The organism is Ureibacillus galli (genome assembly GCF_014836845.1).
GTDB lineage: Bacteria > Bacillota > Bacilli > Bacillales_A > Planococcaceae > Ureibacillus > Ureibacillus galli.
In genome coordinates this window covers 52,816-74,058 of record NZ_JACSQA010000019.1, presented here as the reverse complement: position 1 = coordinate 74,058, position 21,243 = coordinate 52,816, and the positions used below count along the sequence as shown (strand labels likewise).

At 33.7% G+C, this 21,243-nt stretch carries 25 protein-coding genes and 1 pseudogene; 16 read left to right on the top strand and 10 right to left on the bottom strand.

Annotated elements, in window-relative coordinates; translation table 11 throughout:
• Window positions 1-866 precede the first annotated feature (866 nt).
• On the bottom strand, window positions 867-1,736 hold the full coding sequence (locus H9636_RS12700) for a LysR family transcriptional regulator (protein WP_191707934.1): 870 nt from the start codon (window positions 1,734-1,736) through the stop codon (window positions 867-869).
• Here H9636_RS12700 and H9636_RS12695 point away from each other — a divergent pair.
• The 4 genes and pseudogenes from H9636_RS12695 to H9636_RS12685 all read left to right on the top strand — a co-directional run bounded on the left by H9636_RS12695 (window position 1,725) and on the right by H9636_RS12685 (window position 4,629).
• On the top strand, window positions 1,725-2,402 hold the full coding sequence (locus H9636_RS12695) for a prolyl-tRNA synthetase associated domain-containing protein (protein WP_225230208.1): 678 nt from the start codon (window positions 1,725-1,727) through the stop codon (window positions 2,400-2,402). The genes H9636_RS12700 and H9636_RS12695 overlap by 12 nt on opposite strands.
• 155 nt (window positions 2,403-2,557) lie before the next feature.
• The gene (locus tag H9636_RS12690; protein WP_191707932.1) at window positions 2,558-3,451 is read left to right on the top strand and encodes a DMT family transporter; all 894 of its coding nucleotides are present in this window, start codon (window positions 2,558-2,560) and stop codon (window positions 3,449-3,451) included.
• 106 nt (window positions 3,452-3,557) lie between these two features.
• A pseudogene (locus H9636_RS19110) lies at window positions 3,558-3,665 on the top strand (transglutaminase-like domain-containing protein); the annotation flags it as partial.
• Between the two features lie 589 nt (window positions 3,666-4,254).
• Entirely contained in the window at window positions 4,255-4,629 is a 375-nt protein-coding gene (locus H9636_RS12685; RefSeq protein ID WP_191707931.1) for a DUF3888 domain-containing protein, read from the top strand.
• A 60-nt stretch (window positions 4,630-4,689) separates the two neighbouring features.
• On the opposite strand, the gene H9636_RS12680 is transcribed toward H9636_RS12685, so the two are convergent.
• Window positions 4,690-5,232 carry a dihydrofolate reductase family protein gene (locus tag H9636_RS12680; protein ID WP_191707930.1) on the bottom strand — a complete coding sequence of 181 codons (543 nt, stop codon included), beginning with the start codon at window positions 5,230-5,232 and terminating at the stop codon, window positions 4,690-4,692.
• Window positions 5,233-5,344: 112 nt separating this feature from the next.
• On the opposite strand from H9636_RS12680, the gene H9636_RS12675 reads away from it, so the two are divergent.
• The 3 genes from H9636_RS12675 (at window position 5,345) to H9636_RS12665 (ending at window position 7,930) form a co-directional block, all read left to right on the top strand.
• Entirely contained in the window at window positions 5,345-6,304 is a 960-nt protein-coding gene (locus tag H9636_RS12675; RefSeq protein WP_191707929.1) for a helix-turn-helix transcriptional regulator, read from the top strand.
• A 773-nt stretch (window positions 6,305-7,077) separates the two neighbouring features.
• Window positions 7,078-7,569: a hypothetical protein gene (locus H9636_RS12670; protein ID WP_191707928.1), complete on the top strand. Its 492-nt coding sequence runs from the start codon at window positions 7,078-7,080 to the stop codon at window positions 7,567-7,569.
• Between the two features lie 214 nt (window positions 7,570-7,783).
• A complete protein-coding gene (locus H9636_RS12665; protein WP_191707927.1) occupies window positions 7,784-7,930 on the top strand; it encodes a hypothetical protein in 147 nt (48 codons plus the stop codon).
• Between the two features lie 21 nt (window positions 7,931-7,951).
• Here H9636_RS12665 and H9636_RS19275 read toward each other — a convergent pair whose 3' ends face one another.
• From H9636_RS19275 to H9636_RS12650, 3 genes are all read right to left on the bottom strand, one after another.
• Window positions 7,952-8,236, bottom strand: coding sequence for a DUF4279 domain-containing protein (locus H9636_RS19275; RefSeq protein WP_191707926.1), 285 nt, complete (start codon window positions 8,234-8,236; stop codon window positions 7,952-7,954).
• Window positions 8,164-8,340: a DUF4279 domain-containing protein gene (locus H9636_RS19465; RefSeq protein WP_191707938.1), complete on the bottom strand. Its 177-nt coding sequence runs from the start codon at window positions 8,338-8,340 to the stop codon at window positions 8,164-8,166. Before H9636_RS19465 ends, H9636_RS19275 begins: the two co-directional genes overlap by 73 nt.
• A gap of 67 nt (window positions 8,341-8,407) precedes the next feature.
• On the bottom strand, window positions 8,408-8,875 hold the full coding sequence (locus H9636_RS12650) for a DUF3291 domain-containing protein (protein WP_191707925.1): 468 nt from the start codon (window positions 8,873-8,875) through the stop codon (window positions 8,408-8,410).
• A gap of 154 nt (window positions 8,876-9,029) precedes the next feature.
• Here H9636_RS12650 and H9636_RS12645 point away from each other — a divergent pair, with 154 nt between their 5' ends.
• Window positions 9,030-9,569: a hypothetical protein gene (locus H9636_RS12645; protein ID WP_191707924.1), complete on the top strand. Its 540-nt coding sequence runs from the start codon at window positions 9,030-9,032 to the stop codon at window positions 9,567-9,569.
• Window positions 9,570-9,610: 41 nt separating this feature from the next.
• Here H9636_RS12645 and H9636_RS12640 read toward each other — a convergent pair whose 3' ends face one another.
• Window positions 9,611-10,048, bottom strand: coding sequence for an Rrf2 family transcriptional regulator (locus tag H9636_RS12640; RefSeq protein WP_191707937.1), 438 nt, complete (start codon window positions 10,046-10,048; stop codon window positions 9,611-9,613).
• A 169-nt stretch (window positions 10,049-10,217) separates the two neighbouring features.
• On the opposite strand from H9636_RS12640, the gene H9636_RS12635 reads away from it, so the two are divergent.
• The gene (locus H9636_RS12635; RefSeq protein WP_191707923.1) at window positions 10,218-10,856 is read left to right on the top strand and encodes an NAD(P)-dependent oxidoreductase; all 639 of its coding nucleotides are present in this window, start codon (window positions 10,218-10,220) and stop codon (window positions 10,854-10,856) included.
• Between the two features lie 62 nt (window positions 10,857-10,918).
• On the opposite strand, the gene H9636_RS12630 is transcribed toward H9636_RS12635, so the two are convergent.
• On the bottom strand, window positions 10,919-11,755 hold the full coding sequence (locus H9636_RS12630) for a MerR family transcriptional regulator (protein ID WP_191707922.1): 837 nt from the start codon (window positions 11,753-11,755) through the stop codon (window positions 10,919-10,921).
• 33 nt (window positions 11,756-11,788) lie between these two features.
• On the bottom strand, window positions 11,789-12,964 hold the full coding sequence (gene norA / locus H9636_RS12625; protein ID WP_191707921.1) for a multidrug efflux MFS transporter NorA: 1,176 nt from the start codon (window positions 12,962-12,964) through the stop codon (window positions 11,789-11,791).
• Window positions 12,965-13,234: 270 nt separating this feature from the next.
• Between norA and H9636_RS12620 the strand changes: the two genes are divergently transcribed.
• A complete protein-coding gene (locus H9636_RS12620; protein ID WP_191707920.1) occupies window positions 13,235-14,272 on the top strand; it encodes a serine hydrolase domain-containing protein in 1,038 nt (345 codons plus the stop codon).
• A gap of 18 nt (window positions 14,273-14,290) precedes the next feature.
• Here H9636_RS12620 and H9636_RS12615 read toward each other — a convergent pair whose 3' ends face one another.
• The gene (locus H9636_RS12615; RefSeq protein WP_191707919.1) at window positions 14,291-14,740 is read right to left on the bottom strand and encodes a DUF1569 domain-containing protein; all 450 of its coding nucleotides are present in this window, start codon (window positions 14,738-14,740) and stop codon (window positions 14,291-14,293) included.
• Window positions 14,741-14,937: 197 nt separating this feature from the next.
• Between H9636_RS12615 and H9636_RS12610 the strand changes: the two genes are divergently transcribed.
• From H9636_RS12610 to H9636_RS12585, 6 genes are all read left to right on the top strand, one after another.
• Entirely contained in the window at window positions 14,938-15,378 is a 441-nt protein-coding gene (locus H9636_RS12610; RefSeq protein ID WP_191707918.1) for a cell wall hydrolase, read from the top strand.
• Between the two features lie 157 nt (window positions 15,379-15,535).
• Window positions 15,536-15,970, top strand: coding sequence for a hypothetical protein (locus H9636_RS12605; protein ID WP_191707917.1), 435 nt, complete (start codon window positions 15,536-15,538; stop codon window positions 15,968-15,970).
• A 116-nt stretch (window positions 15,971-16,086) separates the two neighbouring features.
• Window positions 16,087-16,413 carry an antibiotic biosynthesis monooxygenase family protein gene (locus tag H9636_RS12600; RefSeq protein WP_191707916.1) on the top strand — a complete coding sequence of 109 codons (327 nt, stop codon included), beginning with the start codon at window positions 16,087-16,089 and terminating at the stop codon, window positions 16,411-16,413.
• A 94-nt stretch (window positions 16,414-16,507) separates the two neighbouring features.
• Entirely contained in the window at window positions 16,508-17,287 is a 780-nt protein-coding gene (locus tag H9636_RS12595; RefSeq protein ID WP_191707915.1) for an ABC transporter ATP-binding protein, read from the top strand.
• Between the two features lie 2 nt (window positions 17,288-17,289).
• Window positions 17,290-18,933: a hypothetical protein gene (locus H9636_RS12590; RefSeq protein WP_191707914.1), complete on the top strand. Its 1,644-nt coding sequence runs from the start codon at window positions 17,290-17,292 to the stop codon at window positions 18,931-18,933.
• Between the two features lie 75 nt (window positions 18,934-19,008).
• On the top strand, window positions 19,009-19,455 hold the full coding sequence (locus H9636_RS12585; protein WP_191707913.1) for a GyrI-like domain-containing protein: 447 nt from the start codon (window positions 19,009-19,011) through the stop codon (window positions 19,453-19,455).
• 140 nt (window positions 19,456-19,595) lie between these two features.
• Here H9636_RS12585 and H9636_RS12580 read toward each other — a convergent pair whose 3' ends face one another.
• On the bottom strand, window positions 19,596-20,960 hold the full coding sequence (locus H9636_RS12580) for a citrate:proton symporter (RefSeq protein WP_191707912.1): 1,365 nt from the start codon (window positions 20,958-20,960) through the stop codon (window positions 19,596-19,598).
• Window positions 20,961-21,243: the final 283 nt, after the last annotated feature.

Sequence of the window (21,243 nt, the reverse complement as noted above, 5' to 3'; positions counted from 1 at the left end):
TCTACCCCGACTACCGTTATAATAAGACCTAAACGAAAAAGGTCAACCAGAAAAATCTGGCTAACCTCATATTACGATCGGGCCAATTAATTGAATAACACCTTACTTTCAAGGACTGGTTATTTATATTATTGTATGAAGCAATCTGAAACTAATAGAAAACTCAATCGTATATTAAATATTGATTTTTCTGGGGAGATGTTAAAAATGTTAGAAATAATTGTAGTTTTTTTTTAACTATTCCATTATATGCGGTATTAATATGGAGTTATTTCTACCCACAAGAGAGCTTATTATGGGGAAAACGGTGGATGTACAAAGAAGAACCTGAAATATCGGATGGTGCAATCCGTTATATAAAAGTTGCATCATTAATCAGTGTAATAGGATTGACGTTAGTTTTCATTATTTTGATACTAACACAATTTAGAAGATAATTTTTCGGTACATTTCTTGTTCAACAAAATTAGGTAAAAAGATAAACTGTATATAGGGGGACTTTCTAGAGTATTCCAGAATCGGGCGCGATTGTTGAACAAAAATCTGAAGAAACTTTTTTTATAAAAGTCTCATACTTAATAAAATGAAAACCTCCATTTTGAACATTCTTTTTTCAACATGGAGGCTTTGATTAGAAATCATTCGTCATAACTGCTTTATAAAATTATTAATGAACTAAGTTGTTTTACATATTAGTATGAAAAAAAGATATATATTGTGAGACAGTGTGAAGCACATGGGCAATCTCTGGAATCATCACCGCTAATTAAAAGGGGATATACACAGTTAAAATATTCGGGCACTATCCTTGCAGGATAAGGACTCATTTTATTAACTGGCAAGTGAAAAAAATTTCCCCTCTACTTTTACTGTCTCTTTCTATATGGTAAATATTCTAAAAATTCCTTCGCTGCAAGAGAAAGTGATTTTTGCTCTCTCATAGCAATCCCAATATTCCTAAAAGCTGGTACTTCAAGCTCTTTCGCGATAATTTGATAAGGAATCCTTTGCAAAATTAGTTCTGGTAATATACTAATTCCTAACCCGTTTTCTACCATAGACATAATGGCATAGTCATCCCATGTTGCAAAAGAAATTTGCGGTGAAATTTGATGCTGCTCAAAAATTTCAGAGATTTCAGCTTTTGCTCCCTTTTCCAATAGCATAAATGGACTGTTCAATAATTCATTGATTGGAAACTTATCGCAATTAACACATGGATGATCTTGAGGAATGACTACCAGCAAACGGTCTTGCTCCACAAAGATTGTTTCCATTTTAGCTTTTGTCGGTAGTCGTAAAAATCCAAAGTCGACCCGGCCTTCGATAATCCAGCTTTCAATTTCTGTATAATCCCCTAATAGTAATTCGAAATCAATATTAGGATAGTCTTTCTTGAAGAATTTAATTATATTAGGTAGCCAATGGGTTGCCACGCTAGAAAATGTTCCAATTCTGATAATCCCAGACTGGATATCGTGTAAGTCCTCAATCTGAATCATTAGCGTTTCATGTTCATAACAGACTCGTTGTAACTGTGGGAATAACTTTAAACCATCAGATGTCAAGGTGATACCCCCACGTCCTCTTTCAAATAACAAAATTCCCCATTCAGATTCTAAATCATTAATCATACGGCTAATGCCAGACTGCGTATAGTTTAATGCTTCAGCAGCTCGTGTAAAGCTCCCGTATTCTACTGCTTTAACAAAGGCCATATATTTTTGGATATTCATAATGCTATCCCCTTTGCATGCCGTTTTGTTATATGTAATATGACTAACATTCAATTTTGTAATGTATATGACTATGCTATGCTATTACCATTGGAAAAGCAAGTTGAAAGGGAGCGTTATAATAAGATGTTCTATGTGAGTGATATTAAGGAAAAAGCACCTAATAGCTATAAGACACCTTTACAAGAAATGGTTTATGAAACATTAACAAAGTTAGAAATTTCGTTTGAGCGTGTTGAAACGGATGAGGCCATTTCAATGGAGGATTGTATCGAAATAAATAAAAAACTAAATATGAATATGGTCAAAACGCTTTTTCTCTGTAACAGTCAAAAGAACAAATTTTATTTATTTGTAACTACTGCTGAAAAACCATTTAAATCCAAAGATTTTAGTAAAGTACTCAATATTTCACGAGTTTCCTTTGCACCGCAAGAACTAATGCAAAATATTCTAGGTGTTAAAATTGGTGCTGCTACTGTATTTGGTGTTTTAAATGACAAAGAAAATCTTGTTGAAATTGTTCTGGACCAAGATGTGCTTTTAGAAGAATGGTACGGCTGTAGTGATGGGACAACAACGGGTTATATGAAGGTCAAAACCGAATGGATTGTTACTAAATTCCTCCCTTATACAAAGCATATGCCGAATGTTATTAAAATTTAAATCGAAGTAATTAAACATGCATATCTCAATAAATGTAATCATATGATTCCGATCGGTTCAATGAAATTTTCAACATTTCCTATAATTGTTTAATTCATAAATAGATTAATAATATGCGAGTTATCTGTTATTCCGTATATATCTGGGAGAAGAAAATGAAATCTAAAATCAAGTTTATATTATCAATGATTATTTTCGGTACAATCGGTTTAGTTGTTCGAAACATTGATCTATCGGCGAGCGAAAGAGCTTTGCTAAGTAGTTTCCTCGGATGCTTATTTTTACTACTAATCTTCGTCGCGATAAAGAAAAAAATAGCATGGAATTTAGTTAAATCGAATGCTTTAATTTTGATTTTTTCAAGTATAGCACTAGGGGGGAACTGGATTTTTCTTTATCAATCCTATGACCATACTACACTTGCCAATGCAACACTAGGGTATTACTTTGCACCCGTATTTGTAATGATTCTTTCGCCCATTGTGCTTCGTGAACAATTATCCATGAAAAAAATTGTGTGTATTGTTGTAGCAATTATAGGCATGGTAATGATTGTAGGGGAAGGTGTGAGTGCATCCAATTCAGAGGATTTGCTTGGACTTACTTTTGGGTTAATCGCAGCTGCTTTTTATGCTGCGTTATTGCTTTTAAATAGATTTATTAAAGAAATGGGCAAGTTAGAGCTGACCATTATTCAGCTTGGAACGACCACTTTATTACTAATGCCTTATGTTTTTTTGACTGAAGGCTTTGGTATCTTTGAGTTATCAAGCTCTTCCATTCCTTTTATTTTAATTTTAGGGATCGTCAATACAGGGATTGGATTTTGGTTGTTTTTCTCTGGAATGGAGAATTTGAAAGGACAAAGTATTGCGATGCTTAGTTATGTGGATCCATTTGTAGCAATATTAATTTCTGCCATTATCTTGCAAGAACAAATGGCCCTAGTTCAAATAATTGGTGGTGTACTGTTGTTAGGCTCCACATTTGTTAGTGAAATTAGACTCCTTAAATTTTCAAAACAATTAATGAAAACACCTTTTGAATAACATTTAAAACAGTGTGAGGCATTCGTTTCACACTGTCTTAAATTATATTTACATATTTAGTTTCTACTATTCACATTAAAAATAGGGCATATTGTCACTTATTTTAATTACTTGTAAAGCTTCGGATATATTAAACTTCAAAGAAGGAATTTGCTATGCAAAGTCCCACCTATTAGCTGACTTATTACGTTCACAGGGAATACCAACAGATTATAAGTGCTTTTCTTTTTCATAATCATTCAATCTATTAAAACGCCAAAAATCCCTACTTTATATTAAAAGCAGGGATTTTTATTTGTACTCAATTTAAAGCATTATTAGGAACGCTTTAATTTGTTTCTAACAATTTAACGTAGCAGGAGATAAAATCTTAAAACTCCATTTAATTAGACTTAATTTTTTCTAAACAGTGTATCTCCAAGAGGGATTCCAATCACCACAACTAAAATCGTTAAGACTACCATCGCTTCTAAAATAAAATACGCAACTTGATCAAACATCGTATCGCTCCTTTTTTCTTTATAATTTTTTCCTTATATTTTGTAATTATCCTACTTCCTATTAAAAAGTCAAACTAATAATACACAAAATCATTAGGTGCTTATAAAATAGTTTACTTCATTCGAAGCCTACGTATGCAACTGACATTTTTCTCTGCAAGTAACGCCAGCACAGCTTTAAGAATGGGACATATAGAGTGTTTTGAAGGTTTACGACGAACTTTGAATAGATAAGTTAAATAAGCACATATTTTTTTGAGGATATAAACAGACTAACCAATAAAAGTTAGGTGGAACTCAAAAGTGAAATATAAATTAATTGTTATTTTAACTCTCATAGTAACGTTCGGCTTGACCGAACAAAATCAAGCTTTTTCAGAAACGAGTATTTCAGAAATTGCAGGAAATCATACCGATTTTTATGATGCCTTTTTAGCATTATTAGATCCCTATGCAGAAGAAGCAATTAGAAAAAAATATCCTGAACGTAGTTATGCACTTTGGGATGCAGAAATTTTGGAGGTAACACGAAAAACAGGTGGATATTCTCAATATGATTTTAACGTAAAAGTTAAATATGATACTTATACAGGCCCATTTAACCCTCCAGAGGGATTTGTTATCTTAACATTTGATGTAAATATAGATGGGGTTAAGGTAATTGAATTTAAGGAGTGATTTTAAAATTTGATGTAAAAAAACAGCTCTAATTAAGGGAGCTGTTATTTTAATATTGTTTTATCTAGCAGAGGATTCCTTTTTAACATAAGATAATGCAACAAATTGATTAAATCTCTTTATTCCTTTCAGAGAAAGTTCTAATTGGTAATTTCCTTCTTTAAATAATGGGATTCCATTACCAATTATAGTTGGTGCTAAAGTTATAATGAATTCATCGACTAAATTCTCTTGAATAAAAGAATGTAGCAGTTCTCCTCCACCAACAACCCAAATGTTATTCCCATCTTTGTTTTTTAGTTTGTTCACAAAACTTTTTATGTCCTCATGAATGAACTTCACATTTTCGGTATCCTCATAAGAAGATCTTGAAAATACATAACATTCTTTATTTTTGTAAGGAAACTCTTCCATCTCTTGTATTATCCAATCGTAAGTTCGTTTTCCCATTAAAATGGTATCAACTGTTTCATAAAACTCTGTATAGCCGTTATCTCCTTCACCCTCCACCTTGAATAACCACTCAAGCGAATCTTCTCTTGTTGCAATATAACCATCCAAACTCGCTGCAATGTACAACACTGTATTTCGTCTCTGAGTCATGAGAACCCTCCTTTCATTACCTTTAGTATGACTATATAATAAAAACATGACACCTTATGTCATATTAATAAAATTAATTCACAAATATATTTCTACTCAAAGGATGGGGAAGATGAGAGCAGATAGGTTAGTGAATATCATGATCCTTTTACAAAATAGAGGTAAAATGACTGCGGAAGAATTATCAAATGAATTAGAAGTATCCGTTCGAACGATTCTCAGAGATATGGATGCATTAACTAATGCAGGGTTCCCCATTATTTCTGAAAGAGGCAAAGGGGGAGGGTGGCTTCTATTAGATAATTTTCGTAGTAAATTAAGTGGGTTAACGATTGATGACATGAAATCCTTATTTCTAATTCCCTCCGGAGAGTTACTCGAAGATTTAGGATTAAATAACCAAACATTAGATACGAGGCAAAAGTTACTTGCATCTATTCCCACTACTTTTCGTGAAGAAGCACAAGCAATGTGGGAAAGAATTCATATAGATGCAGGCACCTGGAGGGAATCAAAAGAGAAAGCGGGTGCGCTTAAAACCGTTCAGCAAGCAGTTTGGGATAATAAAAAGTTGAAAATTTACTATGAACAGGCTGATGGGGAGCAAAAAGAGAGATTAATTGAACCATTAGGATTAGTAGCGAAAGGGAATAAATGGTACCTTGTAGCATTAAGGGATGGAGAGCTGCGTAATTATCGGGTATCACGCATATATCATGCAAAAATCGAAAATGAAACTTTTAAAAGACCACCTAATTTCAATTTGGTGGCATACTGGGAACAATCAAAAGTAGAGTTTATACAAAAGTTACCAAAGTATGATGTAGAAGTAGAAATCCATCCAGAGATTATGAAAAGAATTCAATTTACAGGTAAGTTTGTTAAAGTAATAAAATCAGAAAATCCAAATAAAAATAAATGGATACCTGCAACTTTAAGTTTTAATGATCAGCAGGAAGCAGTCGAGTTTATATTAGGATTCGCAAACAAAATAAAGGTCGTTTCACCTACAGATATTATCGATAAAGTTGTATCGTTGGCGATATCGGTTATTGATTTTTACAAAGAATAAATAACTACATGATAAAAGAGTAGTTTTCAAGAGTACTTTTCCAAAATGGGGAAAGTGCTCTTTTTCATTATAGGTTCAGATTATATATAGATACTAAAGTTCATTGGAAAAATATGTTTAAATTCTGGTTGAATTACTGAATTAAAAAACAGTTATATTTAGCGAGTTTTACGAAATGATAGATGTATAACAAGGGGATATGTAAGTGGGAGCAGTATCAATTTAGCGTTAATTGTTAATCTCGCAAATAATATTATGATAGTTTTTTGGAGGTGTTTTGGATTGAAAATATTTCATTCAATAATTGGGATTTTAATAATATTTTTAAGTAGTTTTTTTATGAGCATTACGGTTGGGTTTGTTATTTTATTTGGTGGTATTCTCTATCTAAAAAAAATTGCACAGTTTGGGAAGCAATAAAAGCAATGGGAAGAGTTAGTCAAAGAAAATAAAGTAGAGGAAATCTTTCATTCAGCATTAATTCCCTCCGTAAGCAAACGTGAGAAACATTAAAAATAAATCAATTGGAGTGGGAGTAATAAATTAGTGAAATCGTATGTCAATAGAATGAAAATCGGGGGCATTATCCAAGAAGGGTGAATGCTATTTTTATTTTATGGATAGCTTTTTACTATGCTAATGCAAATCGTTCTTCAAAATAAAAGGAAAAGTAGTGTTTATAAATGGCAAAAAGATATGTTGAAATTATACAATTGTAATAGAATGGATAATTTTGCAACTCAGATAGAAATTAAAGGTAAGGGGGAGATAGTTTGAAAATAACTATTTTTCTATTATTAATATTTATCCTTTCATTCATTTTATTGTTTTTATTTTTAAGCAAAGAAAATAAAAAAGAGGAAAGTAAAGATAGTATATTATCGGTCATTTTTGCTTCCTTTTTATTTGCACTGATTATTACGATAGTCATTACATTCTTTTTATTCCTATTGATTGGGTCTACAAGTGTTATTGATACGATATTTTCATTACATATTACGACCAACCAATTAATTGTTATTGGGATTTCGTTCCTCGTTTACTGGCTTACGGTTGATAGTATTTTGGAAAAGGTATTTGAGTATTTCATGGGTGAAACGATTTATACGGCTTTTTGTTTAGCGGTCACAAGGGTCGCTGCCTTTTACATAATTGGAATACTAATGAAATTGGAGCAACATATCGACTTAACGATTTCCGTAGGTGTATCGGTCATTTTATTATTAATTGATGTTTTATTTATTATTAAAGGTGATAACTCATAAAATTTGTAATAGGAGAATAAGGGAAATATTTAACGGATATCCCATTTTTAATTGGCATCATGGAAAATGGTCGAAAGAATCAGAAATGATGGGAAATGCTAACTCAATGATAAGGCGTTAAACCAAAGGATTTAGCGCCTTTATGAAGGAGAAAGTACTTCTACGTAGAAATAATCTTTTAAGGTAATATTATAAAGGAATGGAGGAATTAATGTTGTTAAGGTTTGTAGAAGACTTAGCTGGTTCAATCTATGATTTCTTTAAGTTTCTATTAACAAGTTTAAGCTATATTTTAGCTGGAATGATCATTGTCGGAGTACTAATGTTTCTATTTGTTTTTTTATTTAATTGGTTATTTTAATGCATGAACTGTAGGGTACTACTAAATCAATTCTTCTTCTAACGTTAGTTCATTATCAATGTAAACATCAATAATAGCTTCCATACTATTTGCAAAGGAAATAACACTTGGATCTAATCGCATTCCAGGTGTTTGAGCATCATAAAAAATATAGTGTACAAAGAAAATACAAGTTAAATGATATTGTTTTCTATATTTATTGATTAACGCTATTTTGGATTTTAATGGAGCGATTAAGGATTCAAATATCTGTTTATCTTCATCATCATCATAAAGTAATTCAACCGTGCCTGTTCTATTTCCCACACAGTTTCAAATCTTGTACTTTTCCGTTTTCCTCTTATATAAGGATCTCCCTTTTTATATGTTTCTGTCGGTTTTATCCCTAATTCCTCTGTAAACTTATCAATAGGTCATTCGTCTGCTACAATACTGAAGCTGTATCTTTGTTCATAAAACACTCCTATTAACATATTTTTATTTAAATAAAAACCTTTCGCCTGCTTGATCAAAGGCTAGTTTATAGTCAAACGCATAGGGAGTAGATCCGTGTTGTAGATAATAAGTATATCTTTTATAAGCTTCTTCCCAAGATACATCCGCTATTTCCTCCGTCCACCATACAACGTAGGATAGTCGTTTTCCTTGATGCGTATCAAACCACTGATGTCTATTGCGTAACGCTCTCTGATGTTGACCTGAGTAGGTAAAACGATATAAGGATTCAAGACTTTTCCACACGGTTAATGTAAGGATAGGTGTTCCATCGCCTTTTATTAAATCTTCGGGGAAGGGTACTCCTAAAGGGGAAAACTCCTTAACAAGATGTCCAGAAACATCTGCTTGGCGCATGACTTTATAACCGACTTCAAAAAATTCACTCGTACTCGGGTGTTCAAGTGAATGTTTCAATCTACCAATCGTATATATCACCACAAAACTCATAAAAATCCCCCCATTTAAACATTGTGTATAAATATATTCAAGAAAAACTAAAGGAATTCCTGTTATAAAGTGACCATTACCATTGTTTATATCATACTATTGGAAGGAAGCGGTGTAGTAGAATAGGAATAGAATGTTAGGTGGTGAAATCGCAATGATTGATTGGCAATGGCCGGAAGTAGATATCCTTGAAAATCAAGGAGAGTGGAATAAAGCAAAAGTACTGTTGCTTCAACATTGGAATGAAAATCCGAATGACATAAAAACGGTTATCCGACTTGGGTTTCTTTCCTGGTATGTTCTAGTTGAAGAGGGTCCTCTGGATATTAAAGGAGTAGACTTTGATGAAATAGAGACCGTATTACGGGAAGTCACGAATTATGGTTTCAATCATTTTTATACGAATGAAGATTTTCTATGGTCTTTTGGCTATATGATTTCTCTTTTCCCAAATTATTTTGGTGACGACGATTCTTGGGAACAAAAAGGAAAGACTATGTTAAAGAAGGCATATGAACTTTGTCCAGACGAACCGGTTTATCGCTATACTTACTTTGGATCTTTCCCAAATGAAGAAGATAAATTAAAAGAGGAACTTCGACAGCTTCGAGCTGTTCTTGAAGAAAGGTTTCCTGGAGAAGGGATTCTGTCAGATTACTTTAAAAGTGTATGGGGATTTGTCCACAATGTATAAATTTTTTGAAAAAACGGCATTCATTAAAAGAATGCCGTTTTTTAATGATTTAATTTCTCTTTTTCGATAATATCCTTTACGACATCTTCAATCGTTACACTCCCGAGGGCTTTCTCCATTGCAGTTTGTGCAATTTCAAATAGTGGAGCAATGGTATTTTGAATATTTCTACCTACTGGACATTCGGGATTCGGATTATCGTGTATGCTAAATAACTCTTTCTCCTGTACAACTTCTACAGCTTTATACACATCTAATAATGTAATTTCTGATAAATCTTTTACTAACTCAGCCCCAGCAATACCTGGATGTACTTGAACTAATCCTGCTTTTTTTAGCATCCCCATAATTTTTCTTATGACAGCTGGATTTGTATTAACGCTTCCTGCTAAAAATTCAGATGTGCTAACGCCATCCTTATTGATTTCAATAAGAGCTAATATATGAACACCAACAGAAAATCGACTACTAATCGACATGATGACACCTTCCTTATACGAACGTACCATTATAGTACACCTGTAATTAACTTTATTACAAGTATATTTCTTATAGGAATAGTAAAGTGTTGACAGATTGTTCAATTGTAATTATGATGGTTACATGTAATTAAAGTAGTTACAACTTAAATGACAGGAGGAAGAAAAAATGAAAATTGCAATTATTGGTGCAAGTGGTAAAGCGGGAAGTTTAATTTTGAAAGAAGCAGCTAGTCGAGGACATGAGGTGACTGCAATTGTAAGAGATGCGGCAAAAGTTCAGGATAAAAACGTTGAGGTTATTGAAAAATCGGTATTTGACCTTACGTCTGATGATGTGAAACCATTTGATGTCGTAGTGAATGCTTTTGGAGCTCCTTTAGGTGAAGAACAAGCCCACGTTGATGCAGGACATTCTTTAATTGAAGCTTTAAAAGGAACAGACACTAGAGCAATCATTGTTGGGGGAGCAGGAAGTCTTTATGTAGATGAAGCCAGAACAATGAAGGTAATGGAAACACCGGATTTTCCAGATATCTTTATCCCAACTGCAAAAGGGCAAGGTCGTAACTTACAAGAGCTACAAGAAACAACTGAAATGACATGGACATTTATTAGTCCATCAGCAGTATTTGACCCAGAAGGAAAAAGAACGGGATCTTATCAAACTGGAAAAGATCAACTTTTAGTAAATTCAAAAGGTGAAAGTTATATTAGCTATGCGGATTATGCAATTGCTGTCGTGGATGAAATTGAAAATCCGCAACATCTTAATGAACGTTTTACGGTTGTTGGGGAAGCAGAATAAGAATATAGGCAAAAATAAAACTACCATTATGATTCATCATAATGGTAGTTTTAACTTTTTAACTATTCTTCGATTAACACTCTGAATTCATTAATATATTTGTGCTCATCACTTTGATAATTAATAGAAAAGAATTCGTATATATCGCTCATTACTTTCACTTCATTTGTATGAATAAAATGAATGAGCTTTTGTAACGATTGAAAGTAATCATCAAACGTAGTGGAGTGGCAAATGATGCTTAAATATTTTCCCTTAGGTAAAATAGCTAGCTCCGTATCCCATTCTAGGGGCATCATTTTCTTATTCGAAAGTAAAGGGGTAAACAAATAATCGTAGTTTATATCATCAATGCTTTTATATTCTTTAATAGGGAAAATGGAGCCGTAACCTTTCTTTCGAAATCCTTCTGTTGAAGGACCATACTTTCGAAAGCTACTAAAGGATGAATTAAACGTATTTTTTGGACCTAAACCTCGAACTCTTTTTTGAATGATTTTTATTTCTTCTTTCTCTAATAACACGACTTCACCAAAGGGAGCTTCTTGTCTCTGTATATCCCGTCTGACAGAGGAAATAATTTGTTGAATTTCATATAAATAATCAATTTTTTCTTTTACAACTTGCTCTTGATGAATGAGAAAGGAAATATAATCATCATTATTTAACTCTTCAACTTCTTTAATTTGATTTAATGGTGTTCCAATATAGCTTAGAGATTTGATTAAATCTAAACGATATAGTTGAAAGTCACTATAGTAACGATAATTGGAATTTGGATCTACATAAGCAGGTTTAAATAAACCAATCTTATCATAGTAGCGAAGTGCTTTAATGGATATATTCATTAATTTTGAAACTTCACCTATGGAATAAAGTTTTTCTTTTTCTTCTTCCATAAAAATCCACCCCAAGTTGTTTTCGAATTCATTTTATTTCGTCGCAACAGTTTTAGGTATGGAATACTGTTTCCAAGTAAGTGTCAATCCGATACCGATAGCTAACGTAATTGTTGCGAAGTAGAATGGATAATTTAAATCCACATCAAATAGTATACCACCGATTACAGGACCAATCACATTTCCAATACTCGTAAACATAGAGTTCATACCACCGACAAATCCTTGTTCATCACCAGCAATCTTTGAAAGATACGTAGTAACTGCAGGTCGCATTAAATCAAAACCTATAAAAACAAGTATTGTCGTCAATAAAATAATAAAGTAATTATGAACGAACGTTAATAGTAAAACGATTGCTGCTGAAAAGATTAAACTATAACGAATTAATCGAATTTCGCCAAGCCATTTTGTTAATCGATCGAATAAAGCAATTTGAACAATGGCTCCTACAATTGCGCCACCTGTAATGGCGATTGCAATATCCTTAGGAGTAAAGCTAAACTTATGATCGACAAATAGGGCAAATAAAGATTCAAAAGATGATAAGCCGAGTGCCGAAATTAAAATGATAATAAAGGAGATCAAGTAAGCTGGTAAAAAGATACGTTTCCATCCAACCTTTTCTTTTGAAACGTCTCCATACTCATTATTTCGTTCTGGCTCTTTCAGCGTAATGATTGATAAAACCGCTGCTATTATTCCTAATGCAGCCGCAAAGAAAAAGGGAATTCGAGTGCCGATTTCTGCTAAAAATCCGCCGATACCAGGGCCGATAATAAACCCAGTGGAAATGGCTGCTGACATGTAACCGAGTGCTTTTGGTCTTGTTTCAACAGAAGTTGTATCAGCAATAAATGCAGTAACAGCTGGCATTATAAAGGCAGCACTGACACCACCGAGTATACGGGAAAGGAAAAGAACCGCTAAATTATTTCCGATTCCGAATAATAGTTCTGAAATACCAAAGATAAATAAACCGATGACAACGATTCTTTTTCGACCAAATTTGTCGACCCAAATGCCGGCAATAGGTGAAACGACCAATTGTGCTACAGCAAAAGCTGAAACCATGTAACCAACAATTGAGCCGGATAAATTTAACTCATTCATAATAGTAGGAGTAACAGGAATAACGAGTCCTATACCTAAAAAGGCGATGAATAAATTAAGAAGTAATATCGATAGAGTCATATTTTGTTTTAACACGTGTATCCTCTCCTTTAATGATTTTACACTACAAAATGTTATTTTAATCTCTCCCTTAAGGGGAGAGTCAAACCTTCAATCTGATATTTTTTTAAATGATGAATTGAATGCGCTTTCTTTAAAAAGTTATCAATGGAAGAAAAAGGACTTGACACAGTGTTAATTAATCGGTCGGTGATTTGAAAAAGAATATAATTTTTCTCTAATTATATAGAACGTATGTTCCTATTTGTGGTAAAATGATGTTAAATTGCAAAGGGGGATTGGATAATGCAACTAAACGTGAAAGAACGGATGGAACATTATCATGTATCGGGTATTAGTTATGCTTTAATTTATAATGGTCAAATTCGTACCGTGGAAAACTTCGGTTTGCTAGAAGCAGGAACCAATGATAACGTAAAAAGTGACTCTATTTTTAGTGCTTGTTCAATCAGTAAATTTTTAACTGCCATGTTAGTGTTGAAGTTAACGGAGGAAGGCGTTTTTCATTTAGATGAGGATGTGAACGAAAAACTTGTATCGTGGAAAGTGCCTACGAATGAATTTACAAAGGTTAAAAAGGTGACCTTGCGAAACTTACTAAGCCATCAATCTGGAATAACAGACCCCGAAAATAGTTTTACTGAGCTGAAACCGAGTGTCAAAATCCCTTCAATGGTTGAACTATTAGAAGGCAAAACCCCTTATTGTCCAAAACCAATTAAAGTGACGTATGAACCAGAGAGTGGTTTCCACTATTCAGATGCAGGTTATTGTGTCATCCAACAATTAATCGAAGATGTAACGGGAAAATCATTTCAACAAGTAATGGAAGAGTTCATATGGAAGCCATTAAACATGGAAAATAGTACTTTCTCTACATCCCTTCATACCGACAAAGGAAATTGTTCATGTGGCCATAAGAACGGAGAAGTGGTGGAAGGTAAATATCCAATCTATCCTTATCCAGCAGCCTCTGGTTTATGGACAACCTCATTAGATTTAGCGAAATTAATCGTTGAACTAATGAATGCTTTAAAGGGGGAAAGTGCAATTGGTATTTCTTCAAGTATTGCTAAAGAAATGATTAATCCCCAAAGGGGAATAGCGTGGACTGGTTTAGGTGTGTTTTTGGAAGGATCAAATAAAGAATTGGAGATATCCTCCTTCGGTTGGGGAGTAGGCTTTCAATGTATGATGGTCGCGTATCCTTACCTAGGCTCTGGGTTAGTGATTATGACGAACACCGATTTAGGCGTTCATCAATTGGAAGGTTTAATTGGTGAAGTATATCATCACTTCAAATCAGAAAGAAATGAAGAATAAGTCTAGCAATCAGTTCAACTAAACGCCAAACTGTTTTAAATGATGGTCAAGGTGCTTGTAAGTTCCTTTGCCCCACTGTTCAGGAGTAAGTTTTCCGAAAAAAGGGTGGGGATGACTAGAACAATTTTCAGGACCTGCCTGTTGGAATGACATAATTTTTTGTTTTAAGTTTTCTTTTTCCAATTCAAAATCTTTTTTATCCGTTATTAAAATAGTTGGGATAGTAGACATATTCCTTGCCAATGGTTTGTCGTTATAAAAGACGGGTCTAGCAAATTTTCCAACAAAAATTCCTAACCAGCCTCTTGGGGGAAAGGAATCACCCATTGGGATATCTTGAAATAAAGAGCAATGGGCGAGCATTTGGGCTACATTCATGTTCCCCCATTTCGGTTGAGCATTTACACTTAACTTTTCGATTCGTTCTAATATTTCTTCCATATGTATGCGTTCAAAAATACTATTCATTAAATTACACTCCTTTCATTCATAAAAGTATAATTCTACTCCTCAATTATTTATCCTTCTCGAATCGTCATTAAAAAACTTTAGAATTTGAGTTGCTAAAGGATGATTCTCCTTTATGGGCAGAAAAGACTTGATAACTTTGTAAATTATGACATGATTGGACAATTTTCTTCATACCATATATTTGGGGTGAAAAAATGCCAAGAGTAAAGTATCGAGATGCGGATGTCGATTTAGTCGCAAGGATGATGAGGGCAGAAGCCGAGGGTGAAGGAAACCAAGGAATGTTGTATGTTGGAAATGTTATTGTGAATCGTCTTGTTGCGAATTGCTTAGACTTTCGTGATTTAAGATCCATTGAAGATGTTATTTTCCATGTACAAGGAGGAAACTATTCATTCGAAGCGGTTCAGAAAGGGAATTTGTTTTATGAAAGAGCAAGGCCAAATGAACAAAGATTAGCAAGACAGGTTTTGGATTATTGGCGAGATCATCCTGGGAAGTACGCCCTTTGGTATTTTAATCCATATGCTCCATGTCCTCCAACATGGTACGATCAACCTTTTGCTGGCCAATTCAAAAATCATTGCTATTATGAACCAGCAGCTGGAACGTGTGATAGTGTTTATATGCGTTAAGTATCATTGTTTTGTATTAACAGAAGAATCTCTACTTTTTCAATAAAGTAGGGATTTTTTATGTTTTAAAATTGATAGATAATTTGAAACATTATGTGTATTCATCCGTATATAAATTATAAATCGATTTCCGATTTCTACTAAAGGGGGAGTGGGAATGAAAAAGGTAATATTAACACTAGTAGGCGTTAGTTTATGCGTCCTTTTAGTCTTAGGTTTTTCAGAATATCGAACAAAAAATTTCGTTGATACATTTATTTCAAACCCAGATGAGTTTGTGGAAATGGTAGATAGCATTGTCATTTGGGGAGAGAGTGATACGTCTACGGTGAGCGAAGTCATTACCAATGAAGGGGATGAACTGTTTCAAGAAATCCAAAGTGCTTTCAGTGAGTGGGAAGTGAAGCGAACGGTTTTTAAAGAATTGGATCTGACTAGTCAAACTTATGGCGTGAACTTTAAGAGTGAAGAAAATCCGATGAAATCTATTCATATTTTAATAGATAAAGATGGCATGATCAATGTTAACGGCTATGAATACGAACTCGTAAGTGGTATTACGATAGAAGAATTAATTGATCGAGTAAATTAAAGGAAATAGGGCGTTAATCCAAAGGGGTTAATGCCTTTTTTGTAGAAAGTTATATAGATGTAAGTGTATTACATAAAGTATAGGACTTAGAAGTGAATCATTAGGGGGAGAAAAAAATGAGTGGAATTGCCAAAACACCCGAGCCACCGTATTATGCAGTAATTTTTGCCTCGCAGCGAACAGATGGTGACAGAGGTTATGGAAAGATGGCTGACAAGATGGTGGAGTTAGCTGCAAAACAACAAGGATTTTTAGGTATTGAGAGTGCGCGGGATGAAGAGTTAGGAATTACGGTTTCCTATTGGGAATCTTTAGAGTCCATCAAAAATTGGAAAGAACATGCAGCCCATCAAGTAGCACAGGACAGAGGAAAAGCAGAATGGTACAAAAATTTTTCACTTAGAGTTTGTAAAGTGGAGAGACATAAGTTCTTTGAGATGTAAGGGCTCAAATATTAATTTTTTCCTTATTTTCAATCAATGTTTGGTAAAAATGATACACTATAGAATAGGAAATAATTAGGAAATAGGTGAAATAATGGAAGAAATTATTTTATCGATTCATGACTTACAAAAAAGTTATGGGCGTAAAGAAGTTTTAAAAGGAGTTTCTCTTGAAGTAAAAAGAGGAGAAATTATCGGTTATATTGGTGCAAATGGAGCTGGGAAAAGTACGACAATTAAAATTATGCTTGGTATCGAAAGTGACTATAGAGGTGAAGTGAAAATCTTCGGCCATGATATTTCGAACGGGGATATAACATATAAAAGGAAAATTGGATATGTACCCGAAATCGCGGAAGTATATGACAATTTAACAGGACATGAATATTTAACTTTTATAGGCGAAATGTATGGTCTTGATTTTGATTTGGCCGACTATAAAGCAAAAAGTTTAATGGAGTTATTTGGTATTGGCGAAGTTTACCATTCTCGTATCGCATCTTATTCAAAAGGAATGCGCCAAAAACTTTTAATCATTTCCAGCTTATTACATAATCCTGAACTAATATTTTTTGATGAACCGATTAACGGCTTGGATGCAAATAGTGTAATGATTTTTAAAGAGATTATGACCCAACTAGCTGCACAGGGAAAGACAATTTTTTATTCTTCCCACATTATGGATGTGGTTGAAAAAATCAGTAGTCGGATCATTCTCCTGATGGACGGCAAAGTAGTAGCAGACGGTACGTTTGACGAATTAAAGGAACAAAATACAGAAGGCTCCCTTGAACAAATTTTCAACGAACTAACAGGATTTAATGAGCATAAAGAACTTGGGACAAGATTCGTTTCGGTAGTAGGGGAGATGTGAAAATGCAGGACTATCGTACACTGAAAATATTGGATCGTTTTGAAAAGGTTTTTAGTAATCTTGGTGTTGATTACAAAGTGATGAGAAGAATTTTACAAGTCAAATTAACAATGGACGGTAGACGTGTACCGACGATTTTCTCTCAAAATTCGGGGAAACAAGTAAAGGAAACGACCAACCAATATATTAAATCGTTATGGATTTACGTATTTTTTGGCTTATTTTTAATTCCATTTATCCTTTTGGGCAATCATTATCTTTTTCAAATGAGTATCTTTTATGGGATATTTACGATATTTATTATGACATCATTAATCTCTGATTTTTCTTCCGTATTACTAGATATCCGTGATCGTAACATTTTGTACCCGAAGCCAGTAGATCGAAGGACAATCAGTACTGCGAAAATGGTGCATGTTTTCATTTACTTATCTTTTTTAACAATAGCGCTTGCAGGAATTCCTTTAATAGTAGGATTCATTCGTCACGGTTTTTTATTTTTTATCCTTTCATTCGTCAATATCATATTCATTGACTTGTTGATTGTTATATTGACCGCATTTATTTATATGTTTATATTACAATTTTTTGATGGTGAAAAATTAAAGGATATTATTAACTATGTTCAAATTGGACTGTCCCTTGGTATTATGGTTGGCTATCAATTACTAATTCGCTCCTTCGATTTGTTCAACTTTACTATTACTTTTCAAGCAAAATGGTGGCAACTATTTATCTTTCCAATGTGGTACGGGGCAAATACAGAATTAGTGATGAATGGTAACATTCAACCGCTATTCATATTACTTACGGTTTTAAGTGTGCTGATACCACTTATTTCGATCTGGGTTTATATAAAATTAAATCCTACTTTTGAACAAAATCTTCAAAAGCTTACTTACCATGGGAAAGCGAAGGAAAGAAAACAAAGTATGATTAATCGGTTCATCCTTAAAGTCTTATGCCCAACTAAAGAGGAAAGAAGCTTTTTCCGATTTGCCAGTTTAATGATGAAAAATGAGCGGGATTTTAAATTGAAAGTTTACCCGTCCTTAGGATTTTCTATTGTCATTCCATTTCTTTTCTTTATAAATGGGATAAATAACGATTTTGAGCAGTTATCAAAGGGTAATTCTTATTTTTCCATTTATTTTAGTTTAATTATTATCCCAACAATTATCGTACTGTTGAAGTTCTCGGGAAAATATAAAGGGGCATGGATTTATAAAGCAGCCCCTATTCAACAATTAAAGCCGATGTTTAGCGCTGTCATAAAGGCATTTCTTTTTAAATTATATTTACCTGTTTACTTATTTTTAAGTGTTCTTTTCATTTGGATATTTGGCGTAAGAATTTTACCTGATCTTCTCGTAGTCTTTATCAATGCGTGTATTTACGCTGTACTTTGTTTTATGATGTTACCGAAAACAATCCCATTTTCAGAGTCATTTGATTACTATAATCAAAACAATAAAACAGCTATTTTGCTAGGATTGATGGTCATTGTGGCGGTATTTGCAGGGCTGCATTATATTAGCACTTTAATTCATTTCGGAATTTATTTGTATTTGGTGATTGCTATAGTTGGTCTTGCGTTACTTTGGAAAGCCGCCTTCAACATATCGTGGGAAAACATTGAAGGGTGAATTAGTAGGTGGAAATTAAGGGATTAGATCAGTGAGAGAGAATTAGTATAAAAAGTACTTCTAGGAGGGATTTGAGTGGGCTGTTATAAGGAAAGGAAGATTTTTAGAGCTGTAGGTTTGAAGGGATTCGGCTTTTTCGATGATTATGGAAAAGAAGTTCCAAAACTTGCTCAGCAATTATTAACTCGAAAAAAGGAAATACAGAATACTTCCAATATCGAGATAGGCATATTTGAACCAAAAAGAGATGCTGACCATTTGGAAGGGCATTATTTTGTAGGGCTACTCGTGAATGAATCGGTAAAAGAAGTTCCTATTGGAATGGAATATATTGAAAGAGAACAAGACTATGTATCGACAAGGGGAGATATCCAAAAGCTTGATATCCTTCATCAACATTTGCTGGAATGGGCAAATGAACATGGATATCAAAGAGATTTAACATCTGATATTATTGAAACCTATCATCCAACAACCAATGGTGGAGAAGAAGTAGAAGTCTATTTGCCGATCTATGTTTAAATAGGAAACGCTTGTTTATTGGAGCATTGATCTAGAATGATTAATGCTTTTTTTATTTTAGTTCAAAAAATAAAATATGAAAAACCTTGCCGACAATTGGCAAGGTGTAAAGGGGAAAGTGGGATTTAAGTATTTCACTTCTAAATTGGTAATGCTCCGGTTATTGTATAAACAGTTAGATATATAAGGATAATCGGCCAAGCATAAATAACATACTTCAATTGGAAATCTACGAAGTTTGTCTCTGTAGAATCTACTAACATATACAGTGCTGGAATAACAGGAGAAATTAAACGAAATGCTTGACCTACCATAGAAGCGACTGCTGCTTCACTAGCAGATATTCCGTATTGCCCCATTACATCTGCCATAACCCCAGCAATTCCAAAATAAAAAGCGTCTTGAGGTAGAAAGGTAATAGCCGGTGCTGCAATTAAAGCGTAAATTGGTGCCATATTTGCCCCTAATGATTCGGGAATGATAGCTGTAATAGAAGTTGCTAAAGCTGTTGACATACCACTACCAGTTAAAATGCCAGAAAAAACTCCGGCAGCTAAAGTTGCTAAAGCGGGTGCTAAAGCATCTGCAGCTAAATCATCAAGTCTTTCATTAATAAGATTGGCAGATTTATAGTTTACCGTTAAAGCGACTGCAGCCCCAATACCGAATAGAACACCACCATGGGCAATATCCATAACAAGCATCACTAAAATGGCAAGTGTTAATATTAAATTAAAAACAAATAGTTTTGGTCTTTTTAATTCAGGATCTTTAAGGCGAATAGCATTTAACATAGTTTCCATTTGCTCAGGAGAAATATCTTTAGCGGTTTTAGGATCAAAATTTAAACGTTTTCGTTCTTTCAACCCGATAAAATAAGCCATACAAATTGCAAATACTTCAGCAACTAGCATCCCTGGTAATAAATCCGCAAACAATTCGCTAATGCTTACATTCATCGCTGTTGCTGCGGCGATTGTTGGTCCTCCCCATGGTAACTGATTAAAAATTCCGATAGGAGTTACGATAATAACAGCTAAATAAATAAGCTTAATTTTCATTTGCTTGTATAGATGAAGGAAAGCTGCAACACAAATAATAATCGTTGTAGTCGTATCACCGTTTAAAGTAACTACAGTGGCAGTTAAGACGGTTGCCATTGTAACTTTCAATGGATCTCCTTTTGCTCTTTTAATAAAAAATTCGCACAAAGGATCAAACAATCCGACGTTAAGCATTATTCCGAAATATAACACTGCAAATAGGATGACGATGGCAGGCGAAATAACGCCCATAGAAACCTTTCCAGTTTCTTCGTCTACACTAAACAAAATTCCCCCTTTAATCCATTCGAAGAGATCTACAAAGGATGCCCCTGTTACAAAAACTGCGATAGCTCCGAATACGAAGGGAACAATTGTTAACGCCGAAAAAACAGATAATTTATTTTTTGATAATAGGACTATGAATACAATAATCATGGATAATGCTAAAAATGTTAACATACAAACACCTCCCAAAAATATGAAATAATTTATCCGACTTTATTCATCCTGTAGATAAAAATTGAATTTATAAATTTTATTATTCATTTGCTTGTGTGCACGAAAAAATTGGCTTTTAATAATTTCATTTATAAAAGACTTCTAATCTATTGTTTTCTAGAGTGATAATGAAAACTATAATGGAAACGCATACAAAAATGTTTTTACCGTACAATTATTCAATTACCTATTGCTAAGGTGTTAGCGTTACTCAAATATGATTCTTTTTAACGTTTGCATTTCC

Coding starts and splice junctions, on each gene's coding strand:
- H9636_RS12700 (WP_191707934.1), bottom strand. CDS start 1,736: ATGAATATCCAAAAATATATGGCCTTTGTTAAAGCAGTAGAATACGGG.
- H9636_RS12690 (WP_191707932.1), top strand. CDS start 2,558: ATGAAATCTAAAATCAAGTTTATATTATCAATGATTATTTTCGGTACA.
- H9636_RS12680 (WP_191707930.1), bottom strand. CDS start 5,232: ATGACTCAGAGACGAAATACAGTGTTGTACATTGCAGCGAGTTTGGAT.
- H9636_RS12675 (WP_191707929.1), top strand. CDS start 5,345: ATGAGAGCAGATAGGTTAGTGAATATCATGATCCTTTTACAAAATAGA.
- H9636_RS12650 (WP_191707925.1), bottom strand. CDS start 8,875: ATGAGTTTTGTGGTGATATATACGATTGGTAGATTGAAACATTCACTT.
- H9636_RS12645 (WP_191707924.1), top strand. CDS start 9,030: ATGATTGATTGGCAATGGCCGGAAGTAGATATCCTTGAAAATCAAGGA.
- H9636_RS12640 (WP_191707937.1), bottom strand. CDS start 10,048: ATGTCGATTAGTAGTCGATTTTCTGTTGGTGTTCATATATTAGCTCTT.
- H9636_RS12635 (WP_191707923.1), top strand. CDS start 10,218: ATGAAAATTGCAATTATTGGTGCAAGTGGTAAAGCGGGAAGTTTAATT.
- H9636_RS12630 (WP_191707922.1), bottom strand. CDS start 11,755: ATGGAAGAAGAAAAAGAAAAACTTTATTCCATAGGTGAAGTTTCAAAA.
- H9636_RS12620 (WP_191707920.1), top strand. CDS start 13,235: ATGCAACTAAACGTGAAAGAACGGATGGAACATTATCATGTATCGGGT.
- H9636_RS12615 (WP_191707919.1), bottom strand. CDS start 14,740: ATGAATAGTATTTTTGAACGCATACATATGGAAGAAATATTAGAACGA.
- H9636_RS12610 (WP_191707918.1), top strand. CDS start 14,938: ATGCCAAGAGTAAAGTATCGAGATGCGGATGTCGATTTAGTCGCAAGG.
- H9636_RS12605 (WP_191707917.1), top strand. CDS start 15,536: ATGAAAAAGGTAATATTAACACTAGTAGGCGTTAGTTTATGCGTCCTT.
- H9636_RS12600 (WP_191707916.1), top strand. CDS start 16,087: ATGAGTGGAATTGCCAAAACACCCGAGCCACCGTATTATGCAGTAATT.
- H9636_RS12595 (WP_191707915.1), top strand. CDS start 16,508: ATGGAAGAAATTATTTTATCGATTCATGACTTACAAAAAAGTTATGGG.
- H9636_RS12590 (WP_191707914.1), top strand. CDS start 17,290: ATGCAGGACTATCGTACACTGAAAATATTGGATCGTTTTGAAAAGGTT.
- H9636_RS12580 (WP_191707912.1), bottom strand. CDS start 20,960: ATGTTAACATTTTTAGCATTATCCATGATTATTGTATTCATAGTCCTA.